The 21,090-nt window shown below is 61.1% G+C and carries 19 protein-coding genes; 9 read left to right on the forward strand and 10 right to left on the reverse strand.

What is annotated here, in order from left to right; all coding sequences use genetic code 11:
* The first annotated feature begins 388 nt into the window (after positions 1-388).
* The 6 genes from ccoG (at position 389) to hemN (ending at position 7,316) form a co-directional block, all read left to right on the forward strand.
* Entirely contained in the window at positions 389-1,804 is a 1,416-nt protein-coding gene (gene ccoG / locus KVH01_RS24240) for a cytochrome c oxidase accessory protein CcoG (protein ID WP_217883187.1), read from the forward strand.
* Positions 1,805-1,819: 15 nt separating this feature from the next.
* Positions 1,820-2,359 (forward strand): FixH family protein, encoded by a 540-nt coding sequence (locus KVH01_RS24245; protein WP_217883188.1) that lies wholly within the window; start codon positions 1,820-1,822, stop codon positions 2,357-2,359.
* A 116-nt stretch (positions 2,360-2,475) separates the two neighbouring features.
* On the forward strand, positions 2,476-4,920 hold the full coding sequence (locus KVH01_RS24250) for a heavy metal translocating P-type ATPase (RefSeq protein WP_217883189.1): 2,445 nt from the start codon (positions 2,476-2,478) through the stop codon (positions 4,918-4,920).
* 22 nt (positions 4,921-4,942) lie between these two features.
* On the forward strand, positions 4,943-5,155 hold the full coding sequence (ccoS, locus tag KVH01_RS24255) for a cbb3-type cytochrome oxidase assembly protein CcoS (protein WP_005790284.1): 213 nt from the start codon (positions 4,943-4,945) through the stop codon (positions 5,153-5,155).
* On the forward strand, positions 5,148-5,831 hold the full coding sequence (locus KVH01_RS24260) for a sulfite exporter TauE/SafE family protein (protein ID WP_043049005.1): 684 nt from the start codon (positions 5,148-5,150) through the stop codon (positions 5,829-5,831). The genes ccoS and KVH01_RS24260 overlap by 8 nt, the downstream gene beginning before the upstream one ends.
* A 102-nt stretch (positions 5,832-5,933) precedes the next feature.
* Positions 5,934-7,316, forward strand: a complete 1,383-nt coding sequence (hemN, locus tag KVH01_RS24265) for an oxygen-independent coproporphyrinogen III oxidase (protein ID WP_043049006.1) — start codon at positions 5,934-5,936, stop codon at positions 7,314-7,316.
* Positions 7,317-7,322: 6 nt separating this feature from the next.
* On the opposite strand, the gene KVH01_RS24270 is transcribed toward hemN, so the two are convergent.
* The gene (locus tag KVH01_RS24270) at positions 7,323-7,784 is read right to left on the reverse strand and encodes a hypothetical protein (RefSeq protein WP_217883224.1); all 462 of its coding nucleotides are present in this window, start codon (positions 7,782-7,784) and stop codon (positions 7,323-7,325) included.
* A 156-nt stretch (positions 7,785-7,940) separates the two neighbouring features.
* On the opposite strand from KVH01_RS24270, the gene fnr reads away from it, so the two are divergent.
* Positions 7,941-8,675: a fumarate/nitrate reduction transcriptional regulator Fnr gene (gene fnr, locus KVH01_RS24275; RefSeq protein ID WP_043049008.1), complete on the forward strand. Its 735-nt coding sequence runs from the start codon at positions 7,941-7,943 to the stop codon at positions 8,673-8,675.
* 76 nt (positions 8,676-8,751) lie between these two features.
* The gene (locus KVH01_RS24280; RefSeq protein ID WP_057011878.1) at positions 8,752-9,300 is read left to right on the forward strand and encodes an adenine phosphoribosyltransferase; all 549 of its coding nucleotides are present in this window, start codon (positions 8,752-8,754) and stop codon (positions 9,298-9,300) included.
* 117 nt (positions 9,301-9,417) lie between these two features.
* Here the strand turns inward: KVH01_RS24280 and KVH01_RS24285 are convergent, their stop codons facing one another.
* From KVH01_RS24285 to KVH01_RS24310, 6 genes are all read right to left on the reverse strand, one after another.
* Entirely contained in the window at positions 9,418-10,566 is a 1,149-nt protein-coding gene (locus KVH01_RS24285) for an acyl-CoA dehydrogenase family protein (RefSeq protein ID WP_217883190.1), read from the reverse strand.
* Positions 10,567-10,766: 200 nt separating this feature from the next.
* A complete protein-coding gene (recR, locus tag KVH01_RS24290; protein ID WP_043047046.1) occupies positions 10,767-11,369 on the reverse strand; it encodes a recombination mediator RecR in 603 nt (200 codons plus the stop codon).
* A gap of 66 nt (positions 11,370-11,435) precedes the next feature.
* Complete coding sequence (locus tag KVH01_RS24295) at positions 11,436-12,470, reverse strand: NADP-dependent oxidoreductase (RefSeq protein WP_043047047.1); 1,035 nt, start codon at positions 12,468-12,470, stop codon at positions 11,436-11,438.
* Between the two features lie 139 nt (positions 12,471-12,609).
* Positions 12,610-12,948 carry a YbaB/EbfC family nucleoid-associated protein gene (locus KVH01_RS24300; protein ID WP_017527493.1) on the reverse strand — a complete coding sequence of 113 codons (339 nt, stop codon included), beginning with the start codon at positions 12,946-12,948 and terminating at the stop codon, positions 12,610-12,612.
* Between the two features lie 44 nt (positions 12,949-12,992).
* Complete coding sequence (dnaX, locus tag KVH01_RS24305; protein WP_043047048.1) at positions 12,993-15,053, reverse strand: DNA polymerase III subunit gamma/tau; 2,061 nt, start codon at positions 15,051-15,053, stop codon at positions 12,993-12,995.
* 77 nt (positions 15,054-15,130) lie between these two features.
* Positions 15,131-16,072 (reverse strand): DMT family transporter, encoded by a 942-nt coding sequence (locus tag KVH01_RS24310; protein ID WP_217883191.1) that lies wholly within the window; start codon positions 16,070-16,072, stop codon positions 15,131-15,133.
* Positions 16,073-16,174: 102 nt separating this feature from the next.
* Here KVH01_RS24310 and KVH01_RS24315 point away from each other — a divergent pair, with 102 nt between their 5' ends.
* Positions 16,175-17,038 (forward strand): LysR family transcriptional regulator, encoded by an 864-nt coding sequence (locus KVH01_RS24315; protein ID WP_217883192.1) that lies wholly within the window; start codon positions 16,175-16,177, stop codon positions 17,036-17,038.
* A gap of 176 nt (positions 17,039-17,214) precedes the next feature.
* On the opposite strand, the gene KVH01_RS24320 is transcribed toward KVH01_RS24315, so the two are convergent.
* From KVH01_RS24320 to KVH01_RS24330, 3 genes are all read right to left on the reverse strand, one after another.
* Entirely contained in the window at positions 17,215-17,805 is a 591-nt protein-coding gene (locus KVH01_RS24320) for an SH3 domain-containing protein (protein ID WP_217883193.1), read from the reverse strand.
* Between the two features lies 1 nt (position 17,806).
* Positions 17,807-18,853 carry an N-acetylmuramidase family protein gene (locus tag KVH01_RS24325; protein ID WP_217883194.1) on the reverse strand — a complete coding sequence of 349 codons (1,047 nt, stop codon included), beginning with the start codon at positions 18,851-18,853 and terminating at the stop codon, positions 17,807-17,809.
* Positions 18,854-19,010: 157 nt separating this feature from the next.
* Complete coding sequence (locus KVH01_RS24330) at positions 19,011-20,972, reverse strand: hypothetical protein (protein WP_217883195.1); 1,962 nt, start codon at positions 20,970-20,972, stop codon at positions 19,011-19,013.
* Positions 20,973-21,090: the final 118 nt, after the last annotated feature.

Consider the following 21,090-nt stretch of genomic DNA (forward strand, 5'->3'; position numbering starts at 1 on the left):
CACCATCCGTTAGGTCCGCCAGTAGTAAAAACGGGCGAGGCTTTGTTGCTTCTGCCTCCCGCGGTCTTTCCAGGGAAAAACACGCCACCACTCGCAGCCCCTGTCTTGCCCCGCGCATCCACCAAGTAGTCACTACATCGGGTCCAGGGGCGTGCCTCTGATCAATCCATGGGACGAATGACCGTCTTACCTGCAAAAACCATCCATACTTGCCAAGTCAATTGATCCAGATCACGTACACCATCAATTGATTTCCCCCAACGCGACCAAAGGTCGCACCCCTGACATACCCTCGGGGGCGTATCATCAGGCCACTGCAACACCCCCAATTTGACCGCGGCTGGCACGTACTGGCCGAGGCAAATCTCCACCGCCGTGGGATGCAATGATGAGCAACCAGATACCGGTACATGACGTTACCCCGCCTGCCAAAAACGCGAGCAACAGCGTCGACCTCTACGCCTCGCGAGAGAAAATCTACACTCGCGCCTTCACTGGCATGTTCCGCAACCTGCGCATGCTTGGTGGCGCCGGTTTGTTCCTGCTCTACTTCGGCACCGTTTGGCTGAATTGGGGCGGCCACCAGGCTGTGTGGTGGAACCTGCCGGAGCGTAAGTTCTTCATTTTTGGCGCGACCTTCTGGCCCCAGGATTTCATCCTGCTCTCGGGCATCCTGATCGTTGCGGCCTTCGGGCTGTTCTTTATCACCGTGTACGCCGGGCGTGTGTGGTGTGGCTATACCTGCCCGCAAAGCGTGTGGACCTGGATCTTCATGTGGTGCGAAAAGGTCACCGAAGGCGACCGCAACCAGCGCATCAAGCTGGACAAGGCGCCCATGGGCGCCAACAAGTTCCTGCGCAAGTTCAGCAAGCACACGCTGTGGCTGCTGATCGGCTTTGCCACCGGCATGACCTTCGTCGGCTATTTCTCGCCGATCCGCGAACTGGTGTTCGACTTCTTCACTGGCCAGGCCGACGGCTGGTCGTATTTCTGGGTGGGTTTCTTCACCCTCGCCACCTACGGCAACGCCGGCTGGCTGCGCGAACAGGTGTGCATCTACATGTGCCCGTATGCGCGCTTCCAGAGCGTGATGTTCGACAAAGACACCTTGATCGTTTCCTACGACCCACGCCGCGGCGAAGTACGCGGCCCGCGCAAAAAGGGCGTCGACTACAAGGCCCAGGGCCTGGGTGATTGCATCGACTGCACCATGTGCGTACAGGTGTGCCCGACCGGTATCGATATCCGCGACGGCCTGCAAATCGAGTGCATCGGTTGCGCCGCCTGTATCGATGCCTGCGACACCATCATGGACAAGATGGAATACCCCCGCGGGTTGATCAGCTACACCACCGAGCACAACCTGTCCGGGCAGAAGACGAATAAGCTGCGCCCACGACTGATCGGCTACGCGCTGGTGCTGCTGGCAATGATCAGCCTGCTGGCTGGCGCATTTTTCATGCGTTCGCTGGTCGGCTTCGATGTCAGCAAGGACCGCGTGCTGTACCGCGAAAACGCCGAAGGGCGCATCGAGAACGTCTACAGCCTGAAGATCATGAACAAGGACCAGCGCGACCACACCTACGTACTCGACGCCGCCGGCCTGCCGGACCTCAAGCTGCAAGGCCGACGCGAAATCAAGGTGGCTGCCGGCGATATCGTCAGCATGCCGGTAGAGCTGTCGAGTGCGCCTGAGCAGTTGCCGTCGAGCACCAACGAGGTGACGTTCATCCTCAAGGACGCCGATGACACCAGCATTCATATTGAAGCCAAGAGCCGATTCATCGGCCCACAAGTCCGTTAACAGGGAATAGAACCAATGTCCTCAGCCACTGCCGCAAGCCCTTGGTACAAGCACCTCTGGCCCTGGATCATCATCGCGATCCTGGCTTGTTCGGTGACGCTGACCTTGTCCATGGTGACCATCGCGGTGAACAACCCGGACAACCTGGTCAACGACAACTACTACGAGGCCGGCAAAGGCATCAACCGCTCCCTTGACCGCGAACGCCTGGCCCAGACCCTGCAATTGCGCGCCAGGCTGCACCTGGATGAACTGACCGGCGAAGTCGAACTGCAACTGACCGGCAACAGCGGCCCGGCGACCCTGGAACTGAACCTGATTTCCCCAACCCAGCCGGAGAAGGATCGCAAGATCGTCCTGGCCCGCAGTGACACTGAGCAGGGCCGCTATATCGGTCAGGTCACCGATAAGGTCGAAGGCCGGCGCTTCGTGGAATTGCTCGGCGTGGAAGGTGACCAGACCTGGCGGATGTTCGAAGAAGAAGAGGTCAGCCATGACAAGGACTTGCTGCTGGGTGACGAGCCGTTGCAGGGTGCCGAAGACCTGAAGCAGTAAAAAAAGCCGCGCTAAGCGCATCGCGGGCAAGCCCGGTCCCACAGGAGAACGCAATCGAGTGTGGGAGCCGGGCTTGCCCGCGATGAGGCCCTTCCAGCCATCAAAGACCTTGAACCATGACCACCCCCTGCTACCACTGCGCCCTGCCCGTCCCCGCCGGCAGCCGGTTTACCGCCCAGATCCTCGGCGAGCGCCGCGAACTGTGCTGCCCGGGCTGCCAGGCGGTCGCCGAGGCCATAGTTGCCGGTGGGCTGGAAAGCTATTACCAGCACCGCAGCGAAGCCTCGGCCAACCCCGAGACGTTGCCGGTGCAACTGGTGGATGAGCTGGCGCTGTACGACCGCGCCGATGTGCAAAAACCCTTTGTGCGCCATGAAGGCGACCTTGCCGAAGCCACCCTGTTGATGGAGGGTATCAGCTGCGCCGCCTGCGGCTGGCTGATCGAAAAACACCTGCGCAGCCTGCCCGCAGTGGCCGAGGCCCGGCTGAACCTGTCCAATCACCGCCTGCAGGTACGCTGGGCCGATGGGCAATTGCCGTTGAGCCAATTGCTCAGCGAACTGCGCCATATCGGCTACGCCGCCCACCCATACCACGCCGACCGCGCCGCCGAGCAATTGGCCAGCGAGAACCGCCTGGCCCTGCGTCAACTGGGCGTCGCCGGCTTGCTGTGGTTCCAGGCGATGATGGCAACCATGGCTACCTGGCCGGAATTCAATATCGACCTGAGCCCGGAGCTGCATGTGATCCTGCGCTGGGTCGCGATGTTTCTGACCACGCCCATCGTGTTCTACAGCTGCGCACCCTTCTTCAAGGGCGCCCTGCGCGACTTGCGCACGCGCCACCTGACCATGGACGTGTCGGTGTCCCTGGCGATTGGCGGCGCCTACGTGGCGGGCATCTGGACCGCGATCACCGGTGTGGGCGAATTATATTTCGATGCGGTGGGCATGTTTGCGCTGTTCCTGCTGGCTGGGCGTTACCTCGAGCGTCGCGCCCGGGAGCGCACCGCAGCGGCCACCGCTCAGTTGGTCAATCTGTTGCCTGCCTCCTGCCTGCGCTTGAAAGAGGATGGCCAGAGCGAACGCATCCTGCTCAGTGAGTTGGCGCTGGGTGACCGCGTGCTGGTGCACCCCGGTGCGGTGCTGCCGGCGGATGGCGTGATTCTCGATGGCCAATCCAGCATCGATGAATCCCTGCTGACCGGCGAGTACCTGCCGCAACCCCGGGGGATTGGTGACAGCGTCACCGCCGGCACGCTAAATGTGGAAGGTGCTCTGAGCGTCGAAGTGCGCGCCCTTGGCCATGACACACGGTTGTCCGCCATCGTGCGCCTGCTGGAGCGCGCCCAGGCCGAGAAGCCCCGCCTGGCGCAGATCGCCGACCGCGCCGCGCAGTGGTTCCTGCTGTGCTCGTTGATCGCCGCCGCGCTGATCGGCCTGCTGTGGTGGGAGCTGGACCCATCCCGGGCGTTCTGGATCGTATTGGCGATGCTGGTGGCCACGTGCCCGTGCGCGCTGTCCCTGGCCACGCCGACCGCCCTCACTGCTGCCACCGGCACCTTGCACACCCTTGGGTTGCTATTGACTCGTGGCCATGTGCTCGAGGGCCTGAACCAGATCGATACGGTGATTTTCGACAAGACCGGCACCCTCACCGAAGGGCGCCTGGCATTGCGCGCCATCCGGCCCCTGGGCACGCTGGACAGCGACCAATGCCTGAGCCTCGCCGCCGCTCTGGAGAACCGCTCGGAACACCCGATTGCCCGCGCATTCGGGCGTGCGCCGCTGGCCGCCGACGAAGTGCTCAGTTCCCCCGGCCTAGGCTTGGAAGGTCGCGTGGGTGAGCGGCACTTGCGTATCGGCCAACCGTCGTTTGTCTGCGCACTCAGTGGCTGCGCGATGCCGGCGGCGCCGGATGAAGCCGGGCAATGGCTGCTGCTGGGCGATCGTAACGGCGCCCTCGCCTGGTTCGTGCTGGACGACCGCCTGCGCAGCGATGCTCCCGCCTTATTGGCAGCATGCAAGGCACGCGGCTGGCGTACGCTGTTGCTCTCGGGGGACAGTTCGCCGATGGTCGCCAGTGTCGCCCTTGAGCTGGGCATCGACGAAGCCCACGGTGGCCTGCGCCCTGACGACAAGCTGCGGGTGCTACAGAATCTGCACAAGGAAGGCCGCAAAGTGCTGATGCTCGGCGATGGCGTCAACGATGTGCCGGTGCTGGCCGCCGCCGATATCAGCGTAGCCATGGGCTCGGCTACGGACCTGGCGAAAACCAGTGCCGACGCGGTGCTGCTGTCCAACCGCCTGGATGCCTTGGTACAAGCCTTCAGCCTGGCGCGACGCACTCGCCGGGTGATCATTGAGAACCTGCTGTGGGCCGGGCTGTACAATGGCCTCATGCTGCCATTTGCCGCCCTGGGTTGGATTACTCCAATCTGGGCGGCAATCGGCATGTCCCTCAGCTCATTGACCGTGGTGCTCAACGCCTTGCGCCTGACTCGCCTGCCGAGCGCGCCGGCAACTGGCACCACCTTGATAACCCGCCCACTGCCGGCCTGAGCCGCGTGGGCATGGAGTGCAGATGCCAGCTCTATACGTGATGATTCCGGCGGCGCTGCTGTTAGTGGGAGTGGCGATCTACATCTTCTTCTGGGCCGTGGACAGCGGCCAGTACGAGGATCTCGATGGCCCGGCCCACAGCGTGTTGTTCGACGATCAGGATCCGAATCACCTGGCCGCCATCGACGAAGCCAATGGCCCCGAGCAACCGCCCAAAGACCCGCCCCATGCTTGAGCTGGCGCCCCTGCTGGTCTCGGCGCTGATCCTTGGCCTGCTCGGCGGCGGCCATTGCCTGGGCATGTGCGGCGGGCTGATGGGCGCGCTGACCCTGGCGATCCCCAAGGAGCAGCGCAGCCGCCGCTTTCGCCTACTGCTGGCGTACAACCTGGGGCGCATCCTCAGCTATGCAACGGCGGGGTTACTGATTGGCCTGGCTGGCTGGGCGGTGGCCAACAGCCCGGCGGCGATGTTCATGCGCGTGCTCGCCGGGCTGCTGCTGATCTGCATGGGCCTTTATCTGGCCGGCTGGTGGAGCGGCCTGACCCGTATAGAAAGCCTGGGGCGCGGCCTGTGGCGGCATATACAACCTGTTGCCAACCGCCTGCTGCCGGTGTCCAGCCTGCCTCGCGCCTTGCTGCTGGGCGCGTTGTGGGGCTGGTTGCCGTGCGGGTTGGTCTACAGCACCCTGCTCTGGGCGGCGAGCCAGGGCAATGCGCTGGACAGTGCAGTGCTGATGCTGGCCTTCGGCCTGGGCACCTGGCCGGTGCTGCTCGCCACCGGACTGGCGGCCGAACGCGTGACCGCGTTATTGCGCAAGCGCAGCGTGCGCGTCGCCGGGGGCGTGCTGGTGATGATCTTCGGTATCTGGACCCTGCCGGGCCCGCATCAGCACTGGCTGATGGGGCATTAAAGGCCATGTGGCATAGCGCCGCTCCCCGTTGATGCAAATCAAGATGCCTGCCCAGCCCTGCCCCTAGACTCGGCCCACTAGCCATTCCCGGGGACCGCCCGCATGCTCGACGCTATTCGTTGGGACACAGATCTGATTTGCCGCTACGACTTGGCGGGGCCGCGCTACACGTCCTACCCCACCGCCGTACAATTCGACAGCCAGGTCGGCACCTTCGACCTGCTCCACGCCCTGCGTGACAGCCGCAAGGCCGTGCGGCCATTGTCGCTATATGTGCACGTGCCGTTCTGCGCCAACATTTGCTACTACTGCGCCTGTAACAAAGTCATCACCAAGGACCGCGGCCGCGCCCAGGCCTACCTGCAGCGCCTGGAGCAGGAAATCCAGCTGGTGGCCTGTCACCTCGACCCCAAGCAAACTGTTGAGCAGCTGCATCTGGGCGGCGGCACGCCCACTTTTCTCAGCCACGACGAACTTCGCCAGGTGATGGCCTGCCTGCGTCAGCACTTCAATTTACTGGATGACGACTCAGGCGACTACGGTATCGAAATCGACCCACGCGAAGCCGACTGGGCCACTATGGGCTTGTTGCGTGAGCTGGGCTTCAACCGCGTGAGTATCGGCCTGCAAGACCTCGACCCTGAGGTGCAACGGGCGGTCAATCGCCTGCAAAGCCTGGAAGAAACCCGCGCGGTGATCGATGCGGCACGCACCCTGCAATTTCGCTCGATCAATATCGACCTGATCTACGGCTTGCCCAAGCAGTCGATGCTGAATTTCGCTCGTACCGTGGAGGAAGTCATCCGCCTGCAGCCCGACCGCCTGTCGGTGTTCAACTACGCGCACTTGCCGGAGCGCTTCATGCCGCAACGGCGGATCAACACCGACGACCTGCCCTCGCCGAGCGAGAAACTGCTGATGCTGCAAACCACCATCGAGCAACTGACCCAGGCCGGCTACCGTTATATCGGCATGGACCACTTCGCCCTACCGGACGACGAGCTGGCCATCGCTCAGGAAGAAAGCACGCTGCAGCGCAACTTCCAGGGTTACACCACCCACGGGCATTGCGACCTGATTGGGCTTGGAGTGTCGGCGATCAGCCAGGTCGGCGACCTGTACTGTCAGAACAGCAGTGATCTGAGCCAGTACCAGAATGCCTTGGCGGGCGCGCAGTTGGCTACCAGCCGTGGCCTGGTCTGTACCACGGATGATCGTCTGCGCCGGGAAGTAATCCAACAACTGATCTGCAATTTCAGCTTGGCATTCGGGGAGATCGAACAGAGGTACAACATCGATTTTCGCGGCTATTTCGCCGAGCTATGGCCGCAGCTGGAGACCATGGCTGCCGATGGCTTGATCGAGCTGGATGCCCTGGGCATCCGTGTACTGCCGGCGGGGCGCCTGTTGGTGCGCTCGGTGTGCATGGTGTTCGATGCCTATCTGGAGCACCAGAACAGGCAGCGATTTTCGCGGGTCATCTAAAGGCTATTACTTCATTGCCAGGCTGGCCGCTTTGACCGCGTCACCGGCACTCATGTCTTTCATCGCCTTGGTGAGAGACGCCTGGGCGCTGGTCAAGCTCGCCTGCAGCCCACTCAATGCCGATTGCAGGCCGGAAAGTCGGGCGCGGGCCTGTTCCGGACTGAGGTTCTTGTCGGCCATCACCGCCGCCATCTCAGCCTGCTTCTCGGCAATTTGCTTCTTGATCTCGCGAATCATCTTGAGCAGATTCTTGACGTTGTCCGCCAAGCCGCTGTCGTCGATATCACTGTTTGAGGTTTTTTCAGCGGCCGCAGCTTTCATCGCGGCACCTGAGATGGTCACTGAAACGGCGGGCTTGGCTGCATCAGTCGTCGGGGTCTCGGCAACATCGGATTCAGTAGCCTTCTTGGTTTCGGGCAGCGCCTGGATCTGAGTTCGCGACGCGAGTTGGGTACTGAGAGATAACATGGTTTGAACCACCCGCATTCATATTTGATGGCAGTGCTATCGGCCGCTTCGGGCAAATCTTTATATTCCGACAGGTTTTTTGTACACGCTGGCCTCCATGCCCCCCAGTACGTTACCCTTACGTCTTATGTGTGTTTTCCCACAAGGATTTAAGAAATGTCTGAGCCAGCCAAACTGCGCGCTCACAACCAGGTTCACTGCAAGGATTGCAGCCTGGCCCCCCTCTGCCTGCCACTTTCATTGAATCTGGAAGACATGGATGCGCTGGACGACATCGTGAAACGCGGCCGCCCGTTGAAAAAAGGCGAGTTCCTGTTTCGCCAGGGCGACAAGTTCGATTCGGTCTATGCAGTACGTTCGGGTGCGTTGAAGACATTCAGCCTCAGCGATGGCGGCGAAGAACAAATTACCGGTTTCCACTTGCCCAGCGAGTTGGTCGGGCTGTCGGGAATGGACACTGAGGTTCACCCGGTATCGGCCCAGGCGCTGGAAACGACTTCGGTATGCGAAATTCCTTTCGAGCGCCTGGATGAATTGGCACTGCAGCTGCCACAGTTGCGTCGCCAGTTGATGCGCGTGATGAGCCGTGAGATTCGTGACGACCAGCAAATGATGCTGCTGCTGTCGAAGAAAACCGCCGACGAGCGCATCGCGACATTCCTGGTCAACCTGTCGGCGCGCTTCCGCGCCCGGGGCTTCTCGGCCAACCAATTCCGCCTGAGCATGTCGCGCAACGAAATCGGCAATTACCTGGGCCTCGCGGTAGAGACCGTGTCCCGCGTATTTACCCGCTTCCAGCAGAACCAGCTGATTGCCGCCGAGGGCAAGGAAGTGCATATCCTTGATCCAATCCAGTTGTGCGCACTGGCCGGGGGTTCACTGGAGGTCTGATCCAGACTGCGGCCGCGCCAATCAGCGAGGCCGCAGGTATACTTCGAGTCCATTTTCCGCCCAGGACTCTGCGACGATGACTTTCGATTCGTTCGACATCAAATCCCTGATTCGCCCTGTCATCGACTTCCCCAAGCCTGGGGTTATCTTTCGTGACATAACCCCACTGTTCCAATCGCCCCGCGCCCTGCGCCTGGTCGCCGACAGCTTTGCCCAGCGTTACGTCGAAGCCGACTTCAGCCATATTGGCGCGATGGATGCGCGGGGCTTCCTGATCGGTTCGATCATCGCCTACCAGCTCAACAAGCCGCTGATCCTGTTTCGCAAACAGGGCAAGCTGCCTGCAGACGTGCTGGCCGAGGGTTACCAGACCGAATACGGCGAAGCCTTCCTGGAAGTGCACGCCGACAGCCTGTGCGAAGGAGATTCGGTACTGATGTTCGATGACCTGATCGCCACTGGCGGCACCTTGATTGCGGCGGCGAATCTGGTGCGGCGCATGGGCGCGAAGATCTTTGAAGCGGCGGCGATTATTGATTTGCCGGAGTTGGGTGGGTCGCAGCGGTTGGAAGACATGGGGATTCCGACGTTTTGCCTGACGCAGTTTGGGTTGACTGAAAGATAGTCTTTGTCAGGACTGGCCTCATCGGGAGCAAGCCCCCTCCCACATTTTGACTTGTGAACACAATCAAGAATGTGGGAGGGGGCTTGCTCCTGATGGGCCCAGAAAGAACACCACCGCTCACAATCCCATCTGCTTGCTGATGATTTCGTTCATCACCTCCCGCGTCCCCCCACCAATCGACAGGATGCGATTATCCCGATACAGCCGTTCCACCAGGCTGCCCCGCATATACCCCTGCCCCCCCAATATCTGCACCGCGTCATAAGTCACCCGATCAGCGGTATCGGTGGCCAGGTTCTTGGCCATGGAAATCTCCTTGATGACACTCTTGCCGGCGGCCATCCTGGCAGCCTGGCGGTAGGTAAACTCCCGGGAGACTTCCACGGCGGTGGCCATTTCCGCCAGGCGATGCTTGAGCACCTGGAACTTGCCGATGGGCTTGCCGAATGCTTCGCGCTGGGTGGCCCACTTGAGGCTCTCCTCCAGGGCCAGTTGCGCGGTCATGTTGGCCATCAAGGCCAGGGCCAAGCGCTCGCTCTGGAAATTGCTCATGATGCAGGCAAAGCCCATATTTTCAGCGCCGATAAGGTTGCCGGCGGGCACGCGGCAATCGTCGAAGAACAACTCGGCGGTGTCCGATGCCCACCACCCCATCTTCTTCAGCGGCTGGCCAACGGTGAAACCCGGGGTGTCTTTTTCGATCAGCAACAGGCTGATGCCGCCAAAGCCCGGCCCGCCTGTGCGCACGGCTACGGTGTAGAAGTCAGCGCGAATGCCGCTGGTGATAAAGGTCTTGGAGCCGCTTACACGGTAATGCTCGCCTTCACGTACGGCGCGGGTTTGCAGGTTGGCTACATCTGAGCCGCCGCTGGGCTCGGTCACCGCCAGGGCGATGATCTTTTCGCCGGCCAGCACCCGAGGCGCTATGCGCTCACGCACGTCGGGCCGGGCCCATTTGACGATGGGCGGCAGGCCGATATCCAGGGAGCCGAGCCCTGCCACCACGCCACCAGAACCGCAGCGCATCAGTTCTTCGCTGGCGGCGACCTTGGCAAACAGATCGCCTTCGTGGTTACCTCCAAAAGCTTCGGGATAACCGATGCCGAGGATGCCCGCCGCGCCGGCCTTGCGATAGAGCTCACGGGGAAAGCTGCCGGCTTCCTCCCATTGCTCGACGCCGGGCAACATTTCGCGCTCGACAAAACGGCGCACGCTGTCGCGGATCAACTGGTGGCTGGGATCGAAGTATTCCTGATAGGCAGACATCGGCAAGCTCCATGGCGAGATGGAGCGAACTTACCAAGCGCTTGCTTGGTTATCAAGCCATGCACAGTTATCACTGGCACCATAAAACTACTGTGGGAAGGGGCTTGCTCCCGATAGCGGTGGATCAGCCAATAACCCTGTTGACTGACACACAGCAATCGGGAGCAAGCCCCCTCCCACATTTGATCCTGCTGCGGATGTTAGAGCGCGATCGGCTTGCGACCCGCGAACGAGTGGGCCAAGGTGCCACCATCGACCAGCTCCAACTCGCCACCCAACGGTACACCATGGGCAATACGCGAGGTGATCAAGCCTTTATTGGTCAGCAGCTGGGCGATGTAATGCGCCGTGGCTTCACCTTCCACGGTCGGGTTGGTCGCCAGGATCACTTCGGTAAAGGTGCCCTGCGCTTCAATCCGTGCGACCAGTTGCGGAATGCCAATGGCTTCCGGCCCCAGGCCATCCAAGGGCGACAGATGGCCCTTGAGCACGAAGTAGCGCCCGCGATAGCCGGTCTGCTCCACTGCATAAACATCCATCGGCCCTTCCACCACGCACAGCAAGGTGTCGTCGCGGCGTGGGTCGGCGCATTGAGGGCAGAGCTCTTCTTCGGTGAGGGTGCGACACTGACGGCAGTGGCCCACGCCTTCCATGGCCTGGCTCAGGGCCTGGGCCAGGCGGGTGCCGCCGCTGCGATCACGCTCCAGCAATTGCAGGGCCATGCGCTGGGCGGTTTTCTGGCCGACACCGGGCAGCGTGCGCAAGGCGTCGATCAGTTGGCGAATCAGGGGGCTGAAGCTCATGGGCGAAGGGTCCGACAAAACAACGAGACGCGGTTTATACCCGCGCCCCGGATTAGCGTCAAATACTCAATCCTGTGCGACGCGCACCACCAACTTGCCGAAGTTGCGTCCCTCGAGCAAGCCGATAAAAGCTTCTGGCGCCTGCTCCAGGCCATCGACCACGTCCTCGCGGAACTTGATCTTGCCATCGCGCACCCAAGGCGCCATGGCGCTGAGGAACTCCGGCTGGCGGTCGCCATAGTCGTCGAACACGATAAAACCCTGGATACGCACCCGCTTGGTCAGCAAGGTACGCTGCAGTGCCGGCAGGCGATCAGGGCCGCTCGGCGCTTCATGGGTGTTATAACCGGCAATCAACCCGCACAGCGGCACGCGTGCCTTGGGGTTGAGCAACGGCAGCACCGCATCGAAGACTTTACCGCCGACGTTTTCGAAGTAGATGTCTACACCCTTGAAACACGCCATGGCCAGTTCGTTGGCAAAGTCCGCGCTCTTGTGGTCGATACAGGCATCAAAGCCCAACTCATCCACTACATAGCGGCACTTGTCCGCACCACCGGCGATGCCCACCACACGCAAGCCCTTGAGCTTGGCCACCTGGCCCACCACCGAGCCCACCGCACCGGACGCAGCGGCCACCACCAGGGTTTCCCCGGTCTTGGGCTGGCCGATGTCCATCAGGCCCATGTAGGCGGTCATGCCCGGCATGCCCAGCACACCCAACGCCATCGACGGACTCGCCAAGCCCTTGGGCACTGGCATAAGGTTACTCCCATCGGAAATGCAGTGGCTCTGCCAGCCGGTGGAGCCCACCACCAGGTCGCCCACCTCGAATTTCGGGTGGCGCGATTGCTCGACACGGCTGACAGCACCACCGGTCATTACCTCGTCGATTTCCACGGGCGCCGCGTAGGACGGTGCGTCGCTCATGCGCCCACGCATGTAGGGATCCAGCGACAAGTACAGGGTCTTCAACAGCACTTGGCCATCTGCCAGGTCTGGCAGGCTCACGCGCTCCAGGCGAAAGTTTTCTGGCGTGGGCGCGCCTTGGGGGCGTGAGACCAGAACGATGCGTTGATTGAGCGTCATTTCTTGAGGCATCAGCGGGGCTCCTGTTATCGATGAAAATTCAACGGTATAGGGTGCAGACCCTGGGTAACGGGTTGAGGTTCGATGTTTCGTCGGCCCAAAAAAAATGCCAGGCGCAATGCCCGGCATTTGAGTCCAGCCAAAGTGTGTATCAGAACGGCAACTTCATGCCCGGTGGCAATTGCATGCCGGCGGTCACGCCGGACATTTTGTCCTGGCTGTTGGCCTCGATCTTGCGCACGGCGTCGTTGACGGCAGCGGCGAACAAGTCTTCGAGCACTTCGCGGTCATCGTCGCTGACGCCTTCCAGCAGGCTCGGGTCGATGCTCACGCGCTTGATGTCGTGACGACCGGTCATCACCACGCTGACCATATCGCCACCGGCTTTACCGGTGACTTCGGCGTTGGCCAGTTCTTCCTGCATCTTGGCCATCTTTTCCTGCATCTGCTGCGCCTGCTTCATCAGGCCGGCCATGCCACCTTTCATCATGGGAATCACCTCAAAAGTACGTGGATCAAGTTAGTAGCCCGGAGTCATGACGCCTGGGACACCGGGGCTTCGACAGGTTCAATAGTATCGTGACGGACGACCGCACCGAACTGTTGCATCATTTGTTGGATCAGCGGATCAGCGTGGATCGAATCCTCGGCCTCGCGTTGACGGTTAAGGCGCCGACGGGTCGCCGCCTGGGCCGGGGTTTCCTGCTCGGGCTTGATCAGCTCGATGGCGATGGTCAGCGTGCGCCCATGGTACTGGTTGAGCGCATCGTTGAGCCGACGCTGCTGGGTGGCATTGAACAAGGCGCTATGGGCCGGGTCCAGGTGCAACAGCCAGTGGTCGCCCTCGATGGAAATCAGGGTGCAGTTGGCGGCGATACTGCCGGTCATGCCGGAGATCGGCAATTTCGGAAACAATTCCAGCCATTGCAGGGCCAGGCCGGTGGCCGGGGCCGCAGCCGGTTCTGCCTCGGGCTCGGGCGCTGGCTCGGCGGTGTGCTCACTGGCCAATTCGTCCAGGTAGCTGTAGGCCGAGTCCATGTCCGGCTCGATGTAGTCTTCATCCAGCGGCGGTTCATCGTCCAGGTCAATGCCTGGGGTTGCAGCCTCGACCTGGGCGACCGTCGGCTCGGGGACCGGTGCAGACACCCATTCAGGGGCATCCGGCACGACGCTGTCCGGGGTCGGCGCCGGCATCGGCGTCAGCTCGGGCTGCTCGCCGGCGGTTTCCAGCATGGGCTCCACGGCGGGTTGTTGCTCAGGCTCTGGCTCGGCTTCGGCTTCGACCGGGTCATTCCAGGGCAGGTCGACCACAGGCTCTGGCTCGACAACCGGCGCAGGTTCAACCACAGGCGCTGCTGCAACCGGCACAGGTTCTGGCGTCGGTGCAACCGGTACGGGCGCAGCGACTACTGGCGCAACAACTGCCGCGCCAGCCACTGGTTTGGCGGAATCAACTGTGGCCTGGCTGATCCCCACTGGCTTTAGCGGCTGTCTCGGCGCGTCTGCCGAATCCGCCGGCCGGAACGCCAGCATGCGCAGCAGCACCATTTCAAAGCCACCGCGCGGGTCCGGCGCCAGGGGCAGGTCCCGGCGGCCAATCAGGCCCATCTGATAGTAGAACTGCACATCCTCGGCCGGCAGTGCCTGGGCCAGGGCCAATACGCGATCACGGTCGCCATGGCCGTTATCGACGCCTTCCGGCAGGGCCTGGGCAATGGCGACGCGGTGCAGCACATTGAGGATCTCCGAGAGCACGCCGTTCCAATCCGGGCCTTGCTCCGACAGGTGGCGCACCGCTTCGAGCAGCGCCTTGGCGTCGCCTTCGATCAGCGCATGAAGCACATCGAACACCTGACCGTGGTCCAGGGTGCCGAGCATGGCGCGCACATCGGCAGCCATGACCTTGCCTTCGCCGAACGCGATGGCCTGGTCGGTGAGGCTCATGGCGTCACGCATCGAACCGTCGGCAGCGCGGCCCAGCAACCACAGCGCGTCGTCTTCGAACGGTACGTTCTCGACGCCCAGCACGTGGGTCAAATGCTCGACCACCCGCTCGGGGGTCATGTTTTTCAGGGAGAACTGCAGGCACCGCGACAAAATCGTTGCAGGAAGTTTCTGCGGGTCGGTGGTGGCCAGGATGAACTTAACGTAGGGCGGCGGCTCTTCCAGGGTTTTCAACAGGGCGTTGAAGGAGTGGCTGGATAACATGTGCACTTCGTCGATCAGGTAGACCTTGAAGCGGCCACGGCTCGGCGCGTACTGCACGTTGTCGAGCAGCTCGCGGGTGTCTTCGACCTTGGTGCGGCTCGCGGCGTCGATCTCGATCAGGTCGACAAAACGCCCCTCGTCGATCTCGCGGCATACCGAACAGGTGCCGCAAGGCGTTGAAGTGATACCGGTTTCACAATTCAGGCACTTGGCGATGATGCGCGCAATCGTGGTCTTGCCCACCCCGCGAGTACCGGTGAACAGGTAGGCGTGGTGCAGCCGTTGGCTGTCCAAGGCATTGATCAGAGCCTTGAGCACATGGGTCTGGCCGACCATTTCGCGGAACGAGCGCGGGCGCCATTTACGTGCAAGAACCTGATAACTCATCGAAAACCGTCGCAACTGGGAAGCGGAAGCCGGTAATGCTAGCGGAGCAAGGGGGAAATTGCATCCGGCACGCTCGTCTAATCTGACGAAGCTGGCCCGATTCGCCCCACAGCGGGCTTTTGCGCACGTCCTGCATGAACGATTGAACGCCAGCGGCCCTCCAGGCTGATAGCGGCCACGCTGGCCAGCACGATCACCGCCCCCAGCATCACCTGCAGGGCCACATGCTCGCCGAGCAGCGTCGCGGCCATCACCATGGCCACCGGTGGAATCAGGTACATCGCCACCGAAGCGCGGCTGACTTCAACGTGCTTCAACACATAACCCCAGGCCAGATACGCCAGGGCGCTGGGGAAAATGCCCAGCACCAGTACGGCGGAGTTTTCTGCCAGTGGCGCCTGTCCGACGGCAGCAGGCAGGCCCGGCAGGTTCACGCAGAGCATCAAGGTGCCGGACCACACCATGTAGCACGCCAGGGTCAACGGGCTGTAGCGATGGGCGTAATGCCGCGCGATGGCGAAATACACACTCCACGAGCACGCCGCCAGCAGGATCAGCAAGCCCCGAGGGTCGATCTCGCCCACCCCATGGTCACCCCAGATCACTACCAGCACGCCGGCCAGGCCCAATAGCACACAGGCCCAGCGCCAGGCACTGACCCGTTCCTTCAAGCAGAAAAAAGCGATCAACACACTGAACAACGGCGCCGACTGTGCCAACACGCTGGACGCCGCCGCCGTCACCCATTGCTGACCGCTGTTGATGCTGGTGTGGTGCAGGAACACCCCGAAGAAACCCAAAACCAGCAGCCAGGGAAGATCGCGCACCTGCGGGCGGTCGATACCGACCACCAGCGCCACGCCCCCCATGAATACCGATGCAATCAGGAACCGCAGCAACGCCAATTGACCAGGGCTGTAGCTATGCAGCCCCATGTGCACGCCAATCGGCGAATAGGCCCAACAGAGGATGACGCCGGCAATGACTAGCGTAAGCTTTAGAGGTGACGGGGTATTCATCGACGGCATCCACACATTGAGAAGGCATGCCGTCAGTCTTGGCCCAGGCCGGGCCTGGGACAATTAAGTGTTTCTGACTTCTGAAATCACGGGAACTGAGCAATGGAACTGGCCCAACTGAAAATGGTGCGCGCCGTGGCACAAACCGGCAGCGTGGCCCAGGCTGCCCTGCAGTTGCACTGTGTGCCGTCCAACATCACCACACGCATCAAGCAGCTGGAAAGCGAGCTGGGCACGCCGCTGTTTATTCGCGCCGGCCGCGGCCTGGCGATCAGCGCCGCGGGTGAGATCTTCCTGGATTACTGCGAACGCATCCTGGCGTTGGTGGATGAGTCCAAACGTGCGGTGGATGCCAACGCCATTCCCCGTGGCACCTTGCGCATCGGTGCGGTGGAATCCAGCGCCAGCGGCCGCCTGCCGCCGCTGCTGGCGGAATATCACCGACGCTACCCCGAGGTCAGCCTGGAACTGGTCACCGGCGCCTGGACGCAATTGCTGGACGACCTGCAACACCATCGCCTGGACGTAGCGCTGGTGGCCGCCGGTGGCAAACGTACGAAGCTGGAGCAGAGTGTGGTCTACAGCGAGCGCCTGGTGTTGATCGCCAGCACCTCCAGCGCCCCCATCCACAGCGCCGAGGACCTGGCCGGTCGCACGCTGCTGGTATGGCCGCCAGGCTGCCCCTATCGCGCCGCCCTGGAAAACTGGCTCAAGCCCCATGACTTCAAGCCGGCAATTGCCAGCTATGCCAGTTGGGGCACGATCATCGGCTGCGTCAGCGCGGGGATTGGCGTGGCACTGGCGCCCGAGGGCATTCTGGCGCGCTATGAGCAGGCCAATCAGCTGACGTCCTATCGGTTTGACGAACTGGCAGCGGTAGACAACCTGCTGTTTTGGCACAAGGACACCCAGCGGCATCTGGCGCGGGATGCATTTGCCGGGCTACTGCGCGAAACCTTTGGCTGACACATTCCTAAATGTGGGAGGGGGCTTCATTGCCCTTTGTAGGAGCGAGCTTGCTCGCGAAAAACGTCAACGATAACGCGTGCCTCCTGAATAAACGCGGCGTCTATGGGTTTCTCGCGAGCAAGCTCGCTCCTACAAAAGCCTTAACTGACTGGCATTAGGGCTTGTCCACATGTTCAGCGCTTCGGCGCGGCCAATCGCGCGTACTGGTCCTGGCTGATCCACCCTGTAAAGGAGCGCTCGTCAGCATTGATAAACTCCACCTGCGCCCAGCCATCCTTGAACGCCAGCACCCCCACCACATCATCCTTGACGATGTAGGGACGCTTGGCGGCCTTGGCACCCGGGGCTTTACGCAGGTAAGCCTTGTCGGCGGATACGGTCACCAGGCCGATCCACTTTTTGCTGGCGGTCTGGGTCAGGTCCAGGCCGGTGGCGATTTCCGGCATCAGCACGTTGATACAGCCGGGGTGTTGACGGCCCTGCTCCACCGTCAGGATCACGCCGTCGGACGCCACAGCCACACTGCCAGGGTAGGCAGAGTCCAGCCAGGTGGTAAGCGCCTCAGGCTTGCCTTGCAGGTAGAAGGTGCAACGGCGGCTCACGCCCTCGCCCATCGCTTCGGCGTAGAAGCCCTCGACCTGATGCCCAGGCGTCACCGCCAGCATCAGCCCTTCGTACTTGCCCGAATGCAAGGTTGGCGAGCCAGCCAGTGCCGACGCCGCCGTGCACAATGACAACACGCCCATCGCCAGAAAACGAATCATCTTATTTCTTCCCTTCAAAGGCTTCGTAGGCTTGTTTCATCAGCACGTCATAGTTGCCGTAGTCATCGCCGTTATAGTTACGGGCCATGGCTGTGAAATCCTTGTTTTTCATCGCACTCATCAACGCCGTGCTCTTGCTGCAAAAGCTGATGTAGGCCTTGAGTTGATTACCGGCGTTCACTTTCAACGCGGCGACAAACTCAAACACCGTCTTGAAACCGCAGGATGCGAAGTTGAACCCCATGACCTGAAACATGCCCCAGGACGCCGACATCAATGCCGCTTCCTGGTCCAGGGCGAATGCGGTAGCCATGGTTTCCCAGGCCTTGACCTGGTCCTTGTTATTGGTTTGCCACTGCGGCCCGGCTTTTTTCTTGTAGATGTACGACAGCAGCGGGTGCGACTGATCGTAGATGTGCTTGGTGTACTTGCGAAAGTGGTGGCCTTCGAAGGCGATGATCGGCAACTTGGCCGGCCCGAAGCCCACCTTCCCACCGGACTCCACGGTAGCGAAGGCCTTGACCACATTCACCGAGATGCCGTTGCCCAGTTGCTTGGCGGCATTCTGGAAATCCGTATCGCTGAGCGTGGTACCGCCGTCGCAGGTGGCCTGAAGCATCAACTGACGGTTACGCCGCTCGGCTTCGATCATCGCACGCACACGGTCCAGATAGACGTTCACCGTGGCCTGCACCGCATCGACGTTGTTATTGCCGAACACATTGATAAAAGTCGGAATGCGCATAGTCGGGAAGGCCTTTACCGGTACCTTTACCGCCTCTTCGATCAGACTGTTGAACGTGCGCCCCGTGGGGTCGATTACTCCATCAGGATGGGCGTATTTGAGATGGCGGAACTGATACTGACTGATGCACTGCACCAACTGGCCGTCGCACTTGCCGTTTTCCTGCAAGGCGAAGCCCATTTTTGGAATGATCAGGTTGAATAAATACTGGATGCACTGAACATCGGCGGCCAAGTTGCGGGCTTTACCGGGGGCGCCTACCGAAGCACTGATAAGACGAGGCAACCCTTGCAGGCTTTTCATGACAGACATCCTTGTGAGTGAAAGAAGTGATAGCACTTCAATATCAATTCCGTACCCTTGTCATACTCTGAAACAAGTGGCTGGCGGAAGCTAGCAAGGTGGTCTGCAGATTGTCCAGAAGGCTTTTTGAAAGTTGTGAAACAGCCTGGTAAATCCGTCAGTAACCATGGGATTCACGGGTCTTCTGATACTGGTGGTAGTCAAGCCACTCCACCACATCGTAGGGCAGGTACAGTTGCATCCTGGCCCGGGAAATCGCGATATAGACCGCGCAGAGCCGCTGGTCGAACGCGTAGGCGTCCTTGAACTTCACGTTGGTCAGCAACTCGGGCGTGAGCAGCACCCGGTCGAATTCCATGCCACCGGCGTCTTGGGCCAGCATCAACAGACAGCGCTCATCCGGATGACCGCTCAGCCTGTTCAAACGCGTGACATCAGACAGGTTAAAGCCTTTTTCCAGCTCGGCCTCGACCCACAGGAACGCCTCGTCGAACTGGCAGGCTTCACGCACCTGCTGCCAATCAGCCATATCGCTGAAAAACGGATGAGGGCCGCTGTCATTGAACTCGTTGCTGTAGAAGTCCGGCTTGAACAGCGCTACAACCGTATCCATGAAGTATTTGAGCGACTGCTGCGCCTCTTTGCTCGCCAGGCCGAAGGGGCAACGGGCTTCGCTCAGTTGCATGGCCCACTTCATGGTGTCCCAATGGGACGCGGTCAGCACCACGCAACCCTGCGGGGGTACGAAACCCTGCGGGTAAAACTCGATACCCACGTCGGCATCCCGTGCGCCCTCGAAGAGCACTTTGCTTTTATCCGAGTGCTGGCTGATCAGTGGGTTGACCAGGCGCTCGACATTGCGTCCCGAACGCACGGAGTAGCACACGTCCGTGTGGCGAACTTCACGGGAGCGCTTGACCACACCGCCACTGGCCTGTTGATACTCATCCCCGAGCGTGATCAGCACCTGGCGGCCGCGTTCGATGATCTGCAACAGCGGCGCCGGAATGTCCTGGCTCTCGTCGATCAGTACGTGGGTATAGCGCTCGGGCACCACGCAGCCGGCGAGGCTGGCGCGCTTGATCATCAACAAGGCTTCAAAGCCCGTCTGGCTGCCCCAGGCCGGATTCGCCTCAAGGTAGCTCCACAACCGGCTGGCATATTCGAGCAATGCGCGGGCGTCGACACTGGACAGCGGCTGCTTGAAATGCGGTAGATGCTTCGCCGACAGGCTGTATTCCCAGGAGCGGCAGTAGGCTTCAAGCACTTTGAGGCAGACATCCACCACCGCCTGCCCCTCCAAGCGCCGGAAGCCGAAGATATTCAGCTCCCGAGCCAGTGCCTGCTTGCTCGGCGCCCTTGCTTGAGTATCCAGCGGCTTGGGCCTTGGGCCGTGCAACAAGGCATGCGCAAACGCGTAGAAGGTATGCCCGGCCTTTCGCTCGCGAACGCCCACCATGCGCGCACGCAGGGTTTCCAGTTTTGCCGGGGTACGCGCCAGCAGCAAGGTTTTTTCCGGGCGCAGGTGCTCCATCAAGGCCACCAGCAGGTGACTCTTGCCGATACCCGCGTAGCCTTGGACATGCAGGTCTTCGTTCAGGTTGGCACGGAAGGTCCTGACCAGCTTGTCTTGCTCAGCGCTCAACCAGCGTTCGCGGTGCCGGGGCGTGACCATCTGTTTGCTGAACGGGTCATTTGCCTTGAGGTGGCGCACTTTATATTCAAAGTCCCATTTGCCGCTGGGCAACAGGTAGTCTCGCGCCTGTACTTCCTCCGCCAGCAGAAAACGCAGCCTGAGGCCTTTGACCACATTGAGGCCGAAGTACAGTTTCCTTTGGTCGAACAGCCGCTGTGCTTCGGAAAGCAGGGACACGCTGGTCGAATGGCTGGCCTCTACCGCCCAGTCAATGAGCTTGGCCAAGACTTTTTCCGCACCACTGGCGCTCAGGTCTGGCTCCGGCACCTGCGCCAGATTCTGGATAACCAGCACTGCAGCCAACTCCGGTTCACTCAGGGCTACGAGCGCGCCAGCACCGTCGCAAACCAACAAACCCGAACAGGTTTCATAGGTGATTGGCAAGAACACAGGGCTGGATAAATCAAAATGTTCCGAGTGCATATAGCCTCGTAGCCAGTGGAAAGAGACGCTTGGGAGTATGCCACTGGTCGTGAGATGACCGTCATGCACTGTACGGCAGGCGTCGCACTGGCAGGATAGAATGGAAATCGAAGAAGGG

It is taken from the genome of Pseudomonas khavaziana (genome assembly GCF_019145205.1).
Lineage (GTDB): Bacteria > Pseudomonadota > Gammaproteobacteria > Pseudomonadales > Pseudomonadaceae > Aquipseudomonas > Aquipseudomonas khavaziana.

Bases quoted from the DNA above. Each gene is read 5' to 3' on its own strand.
- KVH01_RS24325 (WP_217883194.1), bottom strand. From the start codon at position 18,853: ATGAAAAGCCTGCAAGGGTTGCCTCGTCTTATCAGTGCTTCGGTAGGC.
- KVH01_RS24270 (WP_217883224.1), bottom strand. From the start codon at position 7,784: ATGTTATCTCTCAGTACCCAACTCGCGTCGCGAACTCAGATCCAGGCG.
- KVH01_RS24280 (WP_057011878.1), top strand. From the start codon at position 8,752: ATGACTTTCGATTCGTTCGACATCAAATCCCTGATTCGCCCTGTCATC.
- KVH01_RS24245 (WP_217883188.1), top strand. From the start codon at position 1,820: ATGTCCTCAGCCACTGCCGCAAGCCCTTGGTACAAGCACCTCTGGCCC.
- KVH01_RS24300 (WP_017527493.1), bottom strand. From the start codon at position 12,948: ATGATGAAAGGTGGCATGGCCGGCCTGATGAAGCAGGCGCAGCAGATG.
- hemN (WP_043049006.1), top strand. From the start codon at position 5,934: ATGCTCGACGCTATTCGTTGGGACACAGATCTGATTTGCCGCTACGAC.
- KVH01_RS24310 (WP_217883191.1), bottom strand. From the start codon at position 16,072: ATGAATACCCCGTCACCTCTAAAGCTTACGCTAGTCATTGCCGGCGTC.
- KVH01_RS24260 (WP_043049005.1), top strand. From the start codon at position 5,148: ATGCTTGAGCTGGCGCCCCTGCTGGTCTCGGCGCTGATCCTTGGCCTG.
- ccoS (WP_005790284.1), top strand. From the start codon at position 4,943: ATGCCAGCTCTATACGTGATGATTCCGGCGGCGCTGCTGTTAGTGGGA.
- KVH01_RS24295 (WP_043047047.1), bottom strand. From the start codon at position 12,470: ATGCCTCAAGAAATGACGCTCAATCAACGCATCGTTCTGGTCTCACGC.
- KVH01_RS24320 (WP_217883193.1), bottom strand. From the start codon at position 17,805: ATGATTCGTTTTCTGGCGATGGGCGTGTTGTCATTGTGCACGGCGGCG.
- fnr (WP_043049008.1), top strand. From the start codon at position 7,941: ATGTCTGAGCCAGCCAAACTGCGCGCTCACAACCAGGTTCACTGCAAG.
- ccoG (WP_217883187.1), top strand. From the start codon at position 389: ATGAGCAACCAGATACCGGTACATGACGTTACCCCGCCTGCCAAAAAC.
- KVH01_RS24285 (WP_217883190.1), bottom strand. From the start codon at position 10,566: ATGTCTGCCTATCAGGAATACTTCGATCCCAGCCACCAGTTGATCCGC.
- KVH01_RS24330 (WP_217883195.1), bottom strand. From the start codon at position 20,972: ATGCACTCGGAACATTTTGATTTATCCAGCCCTGTGTTCTTGCCAATC.
- dnaX (WP_043047048.1), bottom strand. From the start codon at position 15,053: ATGAGTTATCAGGTTCTTGCACGTAAATGGCGCCCGCGCTCGTTCCGC.
- KVH01_RS24315 (WP_217883192.1), top strand. From the start codon at position 16,175: ATGGAACTGGCCCAACTGAAAATGGTGCGCGCCGTGGCACAAACCGGC.
- KVH01_RS24250 (WP_217883189.1), top strand. From the start codon at position 2,476: ATGACCACCCCCTGCTACCACTGCGCCCTGCCCGTCCCCGCCGGCAGC.
- recR (WP_043047046.1), bottom strand. From the start codon at position 11,369: ATGAGCTTCAGCCCCCTGATTCGCCAACTGATCGACGCCTTGCGCACG.